This window comes from Candidatus Nanosynbacter featherlites (assembly GCF_037013405.1).
Classification (GTDB): domain Bacteria; phylum Patescibacteriota; class Saccharimonadia; order Saccharimonadales; family Saccharimonadaceae; genus Nanosynbacter; species Nanosynbacter featherlites_B.
In genome coordinates this window covers 174,462-187,922 of the sequence record NZ_CP146064.1, presented here as the reverse complement: position 1 = coordinate 187,922, position 13,461 = coordinate 174,462, and the positions used below count along the sequence as shown (strand labels likewise).

At 48.1% G+C, this 13,461-nt stretch carries 13 protein-coding genes; 1 reads left to right on the top strand and 12 read right to left on the bottom strand.

The features are described 5' to 3' along the window. Positions 1-93: 93 nt before the first annotated feature. From V4210_RS00980 to frr, 10 genes are all read right to left on the bottom strand, one after another. Positions 94-1,050 carry a CNNM domain-containing protein gene (locus V4210_RS00980; protein ID WP_338520988.1) on the bottom strand — a complete coding sequence of 319 codons (957 nt, stop codon included), beginning with the start codon at positions 1,048-1,050 and terminating at the stop codon, positions 94-96. A 3-nt stretch (positions 1,051-1,053) separates the two neighbouring features. Then, positions 1,054-2,808, bottom strand: coding sequence for a DUF2207 domain-containing protein (locus V4210_RS00975; protein WP_338520987.1), 1,755 nt, complete (start codon positions 2,806-2,808; stop codon positions 1,054-1,056). Between the two features lie 34 nt (positions 2,809-2,842). After that, positions 2,843-4,345 (bottom strand): lysine--tRNA ligase, encoded by a 1,503-nt coding sequence (locus V4210_RS00970; RefSeq protein WP_338520986.1) that lies wholly within the window; start codon positions 4,343-4,345, stop codon positions 2,843-2,845. Positions 4,346-4,356: 11 nt separating this feature from the next. Continuing rightward, on the bottom strand, positions 4,357-4,812 hold the full coding sequence (gene greA / locus V4210_RS00965) for a transcription elongation factor GreA (protein ID WP_338520985.1): 456 nt from the start codon (positions 4,810-4,812) through the stop codon (positions 4,357-4,359). A 116-nt stretch (positions 4,813-4,928) separates the two neighbouring features. Beyond that, complete coding sequence (locus V4210_RS00960; RefSeq protein WP_338520984.1) at positions 4,929-6,164, bottom strand: aminoacyl--tRNA ligase-related protein; 1,236 nt, start codon at positions 6,162-6,164, stop codon at positions 4,929-4,931. 19 nt (positions 6,165-6,183) lie between these two features. Next, positions 6,184-7,002, bottom strand: coding sequence for a CPBP family intramembrane glutamic endopeptidase (locus V4210_RS00955; protein ID WP_338520983.1), 819 nt, complete (start codon positions 7,000-7,002; stop codon positions 6,184-6,186). After that, positions 6,977-8,140: a M50 family metallopeptidase gene (locus V4210_RS00950; RefSeq protein WP_338520982.1), complete on the bottom strand. Its 1,164-nt coding sequence runs from the start codon at positions 8,138-8,140 to the stop codon at positions 6,977-6,979. The genes V4210_RS00955 and V4210_RS00950 overlap by 26 nt, the downstream gene beginning before the upstream one ends. Before the next feature lie 3 nt (positions 8,141-8,143). Further along, complete coding sequence (gene uppS / locus V4210_RS00945) at positions 8,144-8,797, bottom strand: polyprenyl diphosphate synthase (protein WP_411912122.1); 654 nt, start codon at positions 8,795-8,797, stop codon at positions 8,144-8,146. A 38-nt stretch (positions 8,798-8,835) separates the two neighbouring features. Beyond that, entirely contained in the window at positions 8,836-9,897 is a 1,062-nt protein-coding gene (locus V4210_RS00940) for a polyprenyl synthetase family protein (RefSeq protein ID WP_338520980.1), read from the bottom strand. A 43-nt stretch (positions 9,898-9,940) separates the two neighbouring features. Continuing rightward, on the bottom strand, positions 9,941-10,495 hold the full coding sequence (gene frr / locus V4210_RS00935; RefSeq protein WP_338520979.1) for a ribosome recycling factor: 555 nt from the start codon (positions 10,493-10,495) through the stop codon (positions 9,941-9,943). Between the two features lie 79 nt (positions 10,496-10,574). Between frr and recF the strand changes: the two genes are divergently transcribed. Next, positions 10,575-11,630, top strand: a complete 1,056-nt coding sequence (gene recF, locus V4210_RS00930; protein WP_338520978.1) for a DNA replication/repair protein RecF — start codon at positions 10,575-10,577, stop codon at positions 11,628-11,630. A gap of 41 nt (positions 11,631-11,671) precedes the next feature. On the opposite strand, the gene V4210_RS00925 is transcribed toward recF, so the two are convergent. Both V4210_RS00925 and V4210_RS00920 read right to left on the bottom strand, forming a co-directional pair. Further along, on the bottom strand, positions 11,672-12,013 hold the full coding sequence (locus V4210_RS00925; RefSeq protein WP_338520977.1) for a DUF5663 domain-containing protein: 342 nt from the start codon (positions 12,011-12,013) through the stop codon (positions 11,672-11,674). Between the two features lie 51 nt (positions 12,014-12,064). After that, the gene (locus tag V4210_RS00920; RefSeq protein ID WP_338520976.1) at positions 12,065-13,396 is read right to left on the bottom strand and encodes a hypothetical protein; all 1,332 of its coding nucleotides are present in this window, start codon (positions 13,394-13,396) and stop codon (positions 12,065-12,067) included. Positions 13,397-13,461 lie beyond the last annotated feature (65 nt).

Genomic DNA, 13,461 nt, shown 5'->3' with positions numbered 1-13,461 from the left:
GTCTCGTGAGAGACGGTATCCGTCAGAGTAGTACTGGGTACTGTGCTCACGACCGCCGTCACGGCGAGCGAAGATTCCGCTAGCCCCAACAGCTCATCGTAATTCGTCGTATTCGTCCTCAATTTCCTGGTCCAAAATCTCTTCGATCACGTCCTCCAGCGTGATGATTCCTAACTCAGTTTCATCATCCATCACCACAAACAAGTGATTGCGGGTTTGGATAAATCGGCTGAGCACCGTGTCCAGCCGCGACCGCGCGTCGATGTCATGAATCTTGTCTCGATACAATTGACTCACCGGCAGTGGCAGCTCGCGCCCCACCACATCTTTGACATATAAAATTCCTACCAGCCGCTCATCATCACGCACCGGGATCCGTGAATGCCCAGCGTGCTTGATCTGCGCCAGTAGCGTCGCGTCCAGCTCGTCGTCAAAATTCACCGTAAACACCTCATTCATCGGCGTTACCAAATCACCAGCAGTCTTTTTACTAAATTGCAACGCTCCCGCCGCGATTCGACTTTCGTCATAATCAACCGGGCTATCCGACCGCTCAGCATGCTCGTGAATAATCTGCTCCAGCTCTTGGTGCGAGTACAACTGCGGTGCTTCCTTGCCTACCCAGCGATTGAGCAGCTTGGACATCGGCCGGGCCAGCGGCCAAAATAGCACATAAATCACATCCAGCAACCAGAAGAAATAACGCGTAATCTGATAACCACGCTGCGTAAAAATCGCCTGCGGCAAAATTTCACCAAACATAGTAATGAGCAGCGTGGCAATCAGCCCACCAACCACGCCGTTCGTCATATTACCCAGCAAAATTGACATCGCCGTATTCACCCCAACATTACCCAGCAAAATACAAAAGATCAGATAATAACCGTCTTTGCGATAGCGATACACCCGTGCAGCGATTGCGTCGCCCTGCCGAGCTTTACGTTTCAAATCATCTGGCCGCGCCATCATCAACCCGATGTTCAAACCTGAAAATAACCCTGACAACACCAACAGAACGGCCGCCACTACCAACAATAAAATGTCATGCATAACTTACCAGCCGCCGCCTCCGCCGCCGCCTCCGCCGCCGCCAGCGAAACCACCACCAGTGGAACCGCCAGAGGTCGATGAATAATCACTGGCGCTACTGGCCACGCTTGACAGACTATTCATCCCAGCTGCAAACGCCGCCGCATTGAACGTACCCTGACCACTGTACCAATCCGGCTGCTCACCAACCTGCTCATAGTACTGACCCAGCTGTTTACTCCACTCTTTTTCCTGTCCAAACAGCACCGCATACGGCAATACCCGCTCATACAATTTCACCAATTGTTTCTCATCGGTCGCATCAACCTTCACTTTTTCTGCACCCTCAGGACTCTGAAGCATCTGTAAGCGCTCAGCTTCAGCTACGCCAATATACAACTTCAGCCCCGCCAAATATCGCCTGAGCGCCAAGCCCTCGTCAGTCAGCGACCAGCCAAATGACAGAGTAAACATTATTCCCGCCACAATCAACAACATCGGCGACAGCAACAATACACTGATAACAAAAACCCACAAAGCCCACTTCTGCACGATCCGCTTATTCGCCAGTTTTTGCTCACACAAACCGTATTTACCACGGACCAAATTCTTCAAATTTGTATCATCATCTCGTGTCCGCGCCGCATATGACAAATTGTTCTGTAGCTTTTTCAGATTTAGCCGCTGGCCTGGCTTTGGCATTGACGAGCCAAACATGTCCCGAATAACTTCAGACTCTTCCGACCTCAGCTCTTTCAAATCTTTCACAATTTCAATTTCGTACTGTGCCGACCGCAAAAACGACGCCTTTCTCACTTCGTACAGCTTGATATAGTGCCGCACTGCCAAATCCAACAACTGTGCCACCTTGGCTGAACCTTTAACAGCCAAGGCTTCGTAATGCTTCAAAATATACGCCGAGATCAATACACTCGCCTGTTTTGGCGGCAAATACTCTGGTGGAATTAGCTTGAGCTCATTATGTCTGCCAAATAAACGCTTATAACGCCAGCCCAATAACAACATCAATATAACCGCCAAACTACTTGCTATCGTCTGCACCGTTGCCCAAATTTTTAGCAACTTTTCACTCAGCGTCTCTTGATATCCAGCAAACGTGCCGCTAGTAAAGCCAACCGCCATCGTTATGCCTTCCCGGCGATCCAGCTGACTTACCGTTGTAACGATTTCACCTTTATCATCACTGACGTTGCACCGCTGCCTTGACCCTTGCTTACCAGCATAACAGAAAGCTTCGCCACGCCGCGCCGCCTGAAGCGACCCGTCGAATTTCACAGACACGCGTACATTTTGCATCGGCACACGCCACTCATTGCCGATGACGTCCCAGTAGAACTCATCGCGGCCTGTATTGTCATAGTGCTTGGTTACATCACGCTGGGTAAACTTGATGACGTAGGTTTTTTCACCTTGAACGTAAATATCTTTCTTGCCAATCCTTAGCTCATCACCATTCCACGTATGCTCCAGCGAGGCGCCCTGTTCATCAGTTACCGACTGCAACGAAAAGTTCGTCGGATGATTATCATACTTCTTCACAAATATCGGCGCAATACCGTGATTTTGATTCGGCAGAAAATGAGCAGTAATCCGCCATGTTGCCACCAACGTCGAACGATTCTCGCTGTCGCGGCCCAATAAATACTCCGCATCAAATTTAGTGATGGTAAAATTGTCCGTCTGCGCCGCAAACGCCGACTGACCAGATCCAATCAACAGAGATCCAGCGATTAGTATCCCCAATATAAGTCGCTTCATACTCTAATTATAACAAACCCAGTCCAGGCGACAATTACAGCTTCACTTGCGGATAAATTGCCCGCGTTGTCTCGTCAATCTCATGACGCAGTTGTGGAAATGGCACGCCCTCGCGAGCTGTCACACCTTCAAAAATCCAAAATACCCGCTCAGAGTAACCCCAACCACAAGCTGGCGGCATACCGTATTCCAGCATCTCCACAAAGTCGATGTCCAGCATCATCGCCTCGTCATCGCCCGCGTCACGCATCTGCTGCTGCTCAACAAAGCGGTTCAGCTGGTCAATCGGGTCATTCAACTCAGAAAAGCCATTGCCCAATTCCGACCCAGCGATCACCGGCTGGAAACGCTCCACTGTCTGTGGATTGTCAGGATTGGTTTTGGATAGCGGACTGATGAACTTCGGTGTATTCACTAGCCACACCGGCCCAGCCACGCCTTTACGGATATTCTTCCACAGTTTATCGATGCCGCGCGGGATGGAATCGGTCTTTTCTACCTCTAGGCCATGTTCTTTCAGCTTAGCAGCGACTTCCTCAATCGTCGTATTATATACGTCAATCCCATAGTGCTTGTTGACCACCTCAGCGTAATCCCAAACTTCCCACTCGCCACTCATATCCACCGTGAATTGACCCAGCTGAAACTGCAGCGTGCCAAACGTCTTTTGAAGCACATCTTTATACATCGCCTCCATAAAGCGCATGCCCTGCTTCCAATCCCAATACGCGGCGTACCACTCCATGGCGATGTGCTCTGGCAAATGCTCGTCTGAATAATTCTCATTGCGAAAACGCGGCCCGAGATCATACACCTTCTCGAACCCAGCACCGATCAACCGCTTCAGCGGCAGTTCGTGAGAAATACGCAAGTAAAACTGCTGATTATCCAGTGCGTCCATATGCGTCACAAATGGGTTAGCATCAGCGCCGCCGGTCGTATGCTCCAATACCGGCACGTTTACCTCAGTAAACCCATGGCTGTTTAGATAATCACGCGTCGCCTGCCAGAACTTACTGCGGCGAACAAATCGCTCGCGCACCTCAGGGTTGACGTTCATGTCAACATAGCGGCGACGAAAACGCTCTTCTTTGTTTTCCAGCTTCTCCGGCATTGGCCTGAGCGACTTGGTTAATAACCGTAGCTCATGCACGCCAACCGACTTTTCGCCAGTCTGTGTTGTCGTCATCACGCCGCGCGCCTCGACAAAATCACCCGTATCTAAAAGCTTCAGCTGCTTCATGCCCAGCACACCGCGACTAGCATCCAATTCCGCTACATCATCGCGCTGCAAATACAACTGCACCTCACCAGACTGATCGCGCAGTTTGATGAACGCCAGCTTACCAAAACTGCGGATTGAAGCGATGCGACCTGCAACCACCACTTCCTGGCCTACCAGTTCATCATACCGCGCCAAAACCTCAGCACACATATGTGTCCGCTCTGATTTTGCCGGGTATGGATCAACGCCTAGTTCTCGCAGCGTTTCTAATTTTCGTAATCGTTCATTTCGATAATCTTGTAATGTAGCCATAATTATCTACATTATAACAGAGAGGATATCGTATAGACAATCTCACCTTTAGGCGTAGAAATCGTCACTTCATCACCAACTTTCTTGCCCATCAGCGCCTGACCAATTGGCGACTCGTCAGATATCTTGCCCTCCATTGGGTCTGCTTCAACAGGACCGACTACGGTGTAGGTAACCGTTCTGTCGCTATTTTTCAGCTCAACCGCGCTGCCCAGACCAACAACGGTTGCGTCAGCGCTCTTAATGATTGAGGCATGTTGCAAGATATCTTCAATCTCAATAACACGCGTTTCTAGTAGCCCCTGTTCTTCACGAGCGGCATCATATTCAGCATTTTCGCTCAGGTCACCAAAGCTTCGTGCTTCTGCAATTTTTTCCGCAATCTCTCCTCGGCGGCTCTTAAGCTCTGCCAACTCTTTTTCCAGTTCTTTCCGACCTGAATCAGTGATCTGATATTTCTTATTCATATACTCTCCTTCTACTATATATAGTGGTGCAAAATCAAAAACACGCTATATCTAGCGTATCGATATAATCATCGTGTAAGTACTATGATTGTATCAATACTACCAGACACTGTCAACTAATCAACGAAAAATGCTACCAATTCGTCATAGTTCTTGGTGACAGTCTCACCACTCTGACGGCTGGTTAGCTCAAACTCACCGCTGTCAATTCCCCGGTCACTGATGGTCACGCGCCACGGCATACCCATCAGTTCAGCGTCAGCAAATTTCACGCCTGGACGCTCAGCCCTGTCGTCATACAGCACCTCTACACCAGCCTTCATCAAGGTGCTATATAGCTGATTTGCCAGCTCACTGCCGCGCTCGCCGATTGCTACCAACTGCAGCTTGAACGGCGCGATATTCTCAGTCCACACCAAGCCTTTCTCGTCAGCGAACTTTTCAACAATCACGCCCATGACACGCGTGATGCCGATGCCATAGCTTCCCATGTATGCATAGTGCTGCTGGCCATCTTCGCCAGTAAAGACTAGTTTCATCTCCTCTGATTTTTGCGTGCCAAAATTGAAAATATTACCAACTTCGGCTGTTTTAACCTTCTCCAGTTCGTTACGGTCAACGCCCAACTCAGCAACTGCCTCATCAATCACTTCCTCATTTACCGCAATGTTCTTGCCACGGTGCAAGTAAACATAGTCCTCGCCAGCCTCACAAATCGTCTGGAATTCGTGACTGAATTTAGTAAATGCTCCACCGCTCGCAAAGGTAACATACGTATCCTGCCCAATTCCCAGCCGATCGTAACAGCGTTTATACGCTGCAATGACCGCCTCATAATACACGTCCAAATCCTCTCGGGTAGCGTGCACCGAATACATGTCTTTCATGACAAATTCGCGTCCGCGCATGATACCACTTTTAGCACGCAGCTCGTTACGCAGCTTGTTTTGGAACTGGTAAACACTGATCGGTAAGTCCTTGTAGCTCTTGAGATAATTCCGCAACAACTCGATGATAGGCTCTTCGTGCGTCCAGCCAAAGCCCACCTCAGTACCATCTTGCAGATGAGACTTAAACCAAACATCAACCAATTCATCGTCCCACCGCCCTGTCTCTGTCCACAGTTCCTTGCGCTGCAGGCTGCTCATGATGAGCTCTTGGCTGTCGATCGCGTTCATTTCTTCTCGCACAATGCGCTTAATGTTCTCCAGCACGCGCAGTCCTAAGGGGGTGTACGAGTATACACCAGCCATCGTTTTGTGAACATAACCAGCCTGGATCAACAACTGAGCATTCTTCGCCATCTCGTCACTTGGCGCAGTTTTGCTGGTTTTGGTAAATAATTGGCTCATTCTCATACGTCAAACTCCTTTACGTAAATAATATTCCAACAGTACTGTGAATAGTAATTGGATTGATAAACAACAGATAAAACGCCAAACTGTTTTTGATGGCGTGCAGCACTACACTTGCCCAAACCGCCCCAGTGTATTCCCGTAACAAACACGAAAATATGCTGAGCACAAAGGTGTCTAGTACGACATTCCACTGCAAGTTTTCACTGCCAATTGCCAAATGCGCCAAACCGAACGTGAGACTGGTGATGATGACCGAGACTTTTACTGAGGTTGTCTTGCGCAATTTCGTGTATAGGTACCCGCGAAATAGCAGCTCCTCTGCCAAGGGCGCCAATACCACCAGTGTGAAAAAGATCATGGCGTACTGAGCCTGTGAATACAATGTTGTCGTATCAAAAGGCAACTGTTGTGTTTGCTTAAAATCAACATTCAAAAACGTTACTGCCAATGCCGCCATCATGATGGAACAAATAAAATACGCAGCAAAAGTCGGTACGGGTATAACCAGGTCCAGCCATGCTGGTTTACCAGTGACACCAAGGTCTTTGATGCTCGACTTACGCCTAAATAGCCAATACGGCACCATAGTGACCATAACTACCGTGATTATCCACACGACCACCGAAACACCAGTTGTCAACAAAACCGACGGTACACTCTTGAGCGGCACACCCGCCTGCACCAACAACCACACTACCAACGAAACCAGTAGACCTGACACCATGAACGATGCGTACGCCCAAACAGGCAAAATCAAGCACCACAGCCAGTTCTTTTTGAGCTGTACTAATTTTTTGCTCTTATGCTTATGAGAATAATTTTGCGATATCATTCCACGTTACCACTATTGTTAATGCCATTAAAATCAAAAAGCCAGTCGCTTGAATCGTTTCTTCGCGATCTTTGGTCAACGGCTTCTTCAACAATCTAAAAATCGTCATGGTAAACCAACGCCCGCCATCAAGTGCTGGGATTGGCAAAATATTCATCACTGCCAGCGTCAAAGAGATGATTGCCGCCAACAGTAGCACCTGCGTCAATCCAGAATTAACAACTGATGGAAATAGTACACCCAAGATACCAACTGGACCTGCCACGTTATTACCCACCTTTGCCAAATCAGCCTTAGCTGCCTGCTTCTGTTCTGGTGAACCAATAAATTGTCCAAAGAAGCCGCCAATTCCCTGTACTATCATAGAGCCAACGCCCTTCAGCGTTTCATGAGTTAGCTGCACCGTTGTTGCAACGCCCACTAGTGGCGCCGACCATGTCGCATGGATAGTCTCTGACTGATGTGGCACAACCCCCAGATAGCCACCATTTTTTGCCTGATCACGACTGAGTAGCGTTGTTCGAAAATGTAGTGTCTGACTGTTTCGTTTCACTTCAATATTTACGGTCTGCCCAGAAGACTGCTGCGTCGCTTCAGAAAGTTGGGCTGAAGTACTAATTGTTTTTTCGTTCATAGCTATAATTTCATCATTAACTCGCAGGCCAACTTGTGCCGCTGGCGAGCCATCGGTGAGACGAACAATCTTAACTGGTGTTTTAACAGATGTATTATCAAACGGCAACATCACTTGGTTTGGTAATATTTTAGGCAACCCGAACACAGCCAACACCGCAAATAACACTACAGCCGCCAGCCAATTGATCAATACACCTGCTAGCAATATTTTCGTTTTAACCCAATACCCCGCAGCTCCATACGCACCTTTGCCACGAGCTGAGTCATACTCACCTTTAAGCTTCACAAAGCCACCCAGTGGCAACCAATTCAAGCTAAACACAACATTCTTGCCCAAAAAGCTTTGCTTTGGCTGCCATTTTTTTGCTCGTGGCGGAAAACCAATGCCATATTCCTCCACTTTCACGCCATTGCGTTTCGCCACAATAGCATGACCAAGCTCATGGATGGCCACCAAAAAGACTAAAACCAACAGCCCAATTACAACACCCAACACGACCATATGTTACCCCCCAAACCTTCGATTTCTCTTAGCGTATTCATCTAATATATTTTCAACGTCTTCCGCTCGCATGTCCGGCCAATGCTTTTTTAGAAACAAAAACTCGCTCAAGGCCGATCGCCACAGCATAAAGTTGCTCAGGCGTTGCTCACCACTAGTCCGAACGATCAAATCACACGGCGGTATCTCTGGTGAGTATAAATTTTGTTCAATCAAATCAGCTGTCACCTGGTCCTCTGTAACTCCTGAAGCGATGATCTGCTTGACAGCATTGACGATTTCCTGCTGACCACCATAGTTAAAGCACAACGCCAACGTACCTTTAGTATAGTTCGAGGTAGCAGACTCAATCTCTTCTATTGCCTGGATGACCTTCTCTGGCAGCTGGTCGCGTGAACCAAGCACCACGACACGAACTTGACGGTCATGGAGATATTTCGCATCGGTTTTAACGCATTTGACCAATAGTTTCATCAGCTTGTCGACTTCCGTTTGCGAACGACGCCAGTTCTCAGAACTAAACGCATATACCGAAACATATTTCACACCAGCATCAATATTAGCCGTCAGGACTTCTTTCATGGCAGTATAGCCCGCCAGATGTCCTTCATAGGCTGGCAAGCCATGACGCTCAGCCCACCGACGATTGCCGTCCATGATATATCCAATATGCTGGGGTACGCTACTCTCACTCACTATTTTATTCGCTCCATACTATATTGTACCACTTGTTGTAACAACCCAGCGAAATCACTAGTCCACAAGCTTGAGACTCGGGCAGCTTCGCATGCCTCACGCCCCGCTTGCTCCATCAAAGCTTGAGCCGTCTCTACCGCACCTGTCTGCGTCATAACTTCCTTCACGGCACTTAGGTCATCTGCTGTCGCCTGCTCATTACCAATGATTTCCAACAATGTTTTCTTCTGATCCTCAGTACATCGCTCCAAAGTTTCTTGTACTAAAAATGTATTCTTTCCTTCATGAATATCATCAAGGTTGCTTTTTCCTGACTCTTCCGGGCTGCCAAAGATACCCAGCCAATCATCACGAAGCTGAAACGCCAGTCCCGCTGGCAGCCCAAACGCCTCAACTTGTCGTTGAGCAGTTTCATCGGTGTCACCTGCCAAAGCCAGCGCACAGAGCAACGGATTCACAAAAGTGTAGATGCTACTCTTTTTATAATACTTTTTGATAATCTGCTCAGACGTCGTTGGACGAGTAATTGTACCCGCCACGTCAGCCATCTGTCCAAACCCGGTGATACCGATGTTACGGTGCATTATTTGCTGAACAGTTTTTGTATTCACATCCATGCGAGACAGATACCAACTGGCAATGTGTTGTACCAATAACCCGACATTGATAGCCATCATATCTGATTCAAAGCTATCAGCTCCAATATGCGAGAACTGCTTTTGGTACTGTTCATGAACTGTTGGCAGCCCGCGGCGCGTCGCAGACCGATCCATAACATCGTCCAGTATAAGCAGATAATCATGCATTAGCTCAATCACTGCTGCTAAAGATAAACCAGCCTCGGCATATTTTTGACCTGTCCTCACGTCGTACAGACAAGCAGCCAAAGCACCCCTCAGCCGCTTTCCTGACCTCAAAGCATATTCACGTATTGTTGACAGTGCCCAAACTGCCTGTTCATCATCAGCCTCAGGCTGAACTTCATCAGCAAAATCACATAGCACTTTCTCGATATGCTGGTCTATATACGGTGCATATTGTTTCAAATCTTCAAGAGTCATTCAGACACCTATCTCGAATCGCCCACCTGAGTAGCCGATCAGACTAAATAGTCAGCACGTCCTGTTCTTTAGCCTTAAAGAGCTCTTCGATTCGCTTTTGAGTATCGCCCATCAATGAATCAATTTCTTTTTCAACTCGCTTAAAGTCGTCTTCGCCCAGTTCCTTAGTATCTTTCATGCGCTTAGCGTCCTTCAATGCATCCTGACGAATAGTTCGCATGGCGATTCGTGCCTCTTCTGATTTCTCGCTCACCTGCTTCACTAACTGTTTGCGGCGCTCTTCAGTGAGAGCCGGAACTGGCACGCGAACCACCCGACCGTCGTCTGATGGATTAAAGCCTAGGCTTTGATTGTCACGAATAGCTGCGGCGATAGCCGTAATATTGCTTGGATCAAATGGCGTTACTAGCAGCATCTGGGCTTCTGGAGCAGTTACATTAGCTACTTGATTGAGCGGCATTTTAGTGCCATACACCTCGACCATCACTCCCTCAAGCATCCCAGCGTGCGCACGACCAGTGCGTACTTTTTTCAGCTCATCCTGAAAATGCTCTAAGGCTTGTGCCATTTTATCTTCATACGGTTTAGTGTCAAACATATCTGCCTCCAATTATTTCCTATCTATTATAGCAATTTTACCCGTATGGCGCTACCCGGCCCATGATACAATATGAATAATGATTTCGAGGTTAAAATTGTATAATTTCCGCTCGTATGAGTTGTTCGAGACGCAACTGGGAGATACCGGAACGGTTATCGTTGGGCCAAATGGCACCGGCAAAACCAACCTATTAGAAGCGATATACATAGCGCTGCGCGGCACAAGCTTTCGTGGATCGCTGCTTGATTGCATGCGCCACCAAACAGTACACAGCATCATTCACCTGGAGACCAACGGCCAACCGCGCCGCGTCCAGTTGTTACGTTCAGCTGATAACGCAATCACAAAAGACTTCACTATTGCCGACAGTGTCTCCAAAACACTTCCCCGAAAACACCGCCTACCTGTGGTGCTATTTGAGCCGAATGACCTGCGACTCATCTCGTCTTCTCCGCAGCGACGTCGTGATTTTCTAGATGGATTGTTGTCACGCTTGGACGCAACCTATGACGCCCAGCTACGTATTTTTAACCGAACACTCCTACAGCGTAATGAACTGCTCAAGCATCATCCCGAGAACGCCGCCGAGTGGCGAGACCACTTATTTGCATGGGATATAAAATTTGTTCAGGCGGCAAACGCCCTGACAACTGCCCGTGCACATTTTTTATATACCTACGAAAAACGCCTTGAATTACTCTACGCTTCTCTGGCAGGAAAGCAGACACCGTTCACTATTGAGTATCTACCGTCAGTCGGGCTCGATAACTACGAGCAATCTCTCCTAGATAAATTACAGCATTCCCGTGAGTATGAACTAGCGACAGGACACTCCTCCGCCGGACCACAGCGAGAAGATTTTTTGATATCCTTGCATTCACGACCAGCCGTCAAAGTTGCTTCTCGCGGCGAAATGCGCACCATCATGCTAGCTTTTAAACTCCTAGAGCTGGAGCTACAAACTGAACGAACCAAACATCGCCCACTCATTTTGATGGATGATGTGTTTTCTGAACTGGACGCAACTCGCGAAAAACTACTCCAAGAGACTATCCAACACCACCAATTTGTCGTCACTACCACTGATGCCCGTCATCAGAAAGACGGCTGCTTGATCATCTCCACACAATAAAATCGCCCTCATGAGGAAGGCGATTTTATCACTAGCATGTATTATTGCGCCTGAATTGCGTCAGAATTTTCGACCAACTCACCTAGTACGATTGTCACGTTGTCTTCAACGATCTCATCATATTCTGGCACTCGTTCACGAATCCAAGCCTCAAGTTGCTCAGCCGGTACATCACCATCCTGCAACGCCACAAGCTCAGCCAATTGCGCATCGTCCAATGAGTCAACAATTTCCTCACTAATCCGCTCATTCACCGTCTCTTCCACGTGCTGAATCAGTGCCTGTGCCTGGTCGTCAGGTAGATTAATTCCTACCGAGCTCAACTGTGCTTTCGTTATCATAGTTGTTGGGATGATTATTTGTGTATTTTCGTCATTATTCATAACTATCATAATACCCTTTTTATCTTTTCTAATCAATTATATCTATTGTCTTTAGCTCACTGGAACCAACCGACTTGCGGTAGCCTTAGTCAACCTACCAGCTGCCTTTGCTACCTTTACGCCGAACTGTTTAACCTTATTCGGGTCGGTATTTACTAGTCGTGCAACCCTATCTTTCGCTGATTCCCAGGTGTCGCCCAATGCTTCTTTACGAGCAGCCATACGAGCAGCTCTACGCGCTTCAGCTCGACCACGTCGCTCCTCAATACGCTCTCGAGCAGCCTCAATATTGCTTTGCGCACTTTCAGAGCTCTTCTCCAGCTGACTCATCGCTGCCTGCAGCCGAGTAACTTCGCCTGTTGCGCGCTTCAATCGAGCATTCGCTGCAATTTTCAGCCCCTCTTTTTCTTCGGCATCAAGCTGTAACCGCTCATCTCCAGGATTAGCATCTGCTTCTAACCGAGCAGCTTCTGCCGCTTGTTCTGCCCGCTCGGCTTCTTTGCTCATTTGTTCCACTTTAGCATTAGCGTCATTCAGCTCCCTCTTGGTCATCATAGACTCTAAGGTTGCTCCAGTGTCTGCTTGTTGCTCTTGCCGGATGAATACCTTGTCGTCCCCGGTATCCAGCTTGTCCGCTATATTCTCTTTAGTTTGAGCTTCCCGTTGTTGCTGGCGAGCCTCCTGACGACTGACACGAGCCGCCTGGCGATTGTCGAGCTCAGCTACTCGTTGTTCGCGCGCCTGCTGACGAGCTGCTCGCCGCTCCTGACGATTTTTTATTCTAGCAGCCTTGCGTTCACGTGCTACTTTTACATTTTGCAGTATTACATCACTACCCTTTTCAAACAGTTCTGCAGCCTTTCCTCGTGCAGCGCCCCAGGCATTACCAATTGCCTCTTTTGTTTCAGCGCCTTTTTGAACAATAGCTTCTCTTGCTTCACTACCCTTTTGAACAACAAACTCTTGCGCTTCAGTACCTTTTTGAGCTACAGTCTCTCGTACCATCTCAGCACCAGTGGCAATTTGACCAGGTAACTCAGCACCCCGACTAATGCCGATATAAAAACGGTCTTTAAGACCTTGCATCATCTTGCTCAAGCCTTCTTGAGCCCGGGTCTTCAAGGCGTTAAATCTCTCTTGGCCGTCAGTGATGCGCTCATCGCGCGTCATCATGCCATTTTCAGCGCCACCTTTTGTTGCGCTTTCCGGAACAAGTAGTCCATTTCCCAGTTCATTCCAGTCATTAGGCTCTTTATTAATGCTCGGGAATGCAGCAGCTGCACTCTCTGGAACAGCCAGCCCACTTGATAGGTTAGCCCAGCCATCAGGAACTGTATTATTAAGGTCTGGGAACGCCGGAGCTACATTCATGTTTTTGTTCATAGTTTTCCTTTTTGTATCAATTGGTTTAATCTGTCCTCAGATTAGCATAGATTTGCTATTTTGTC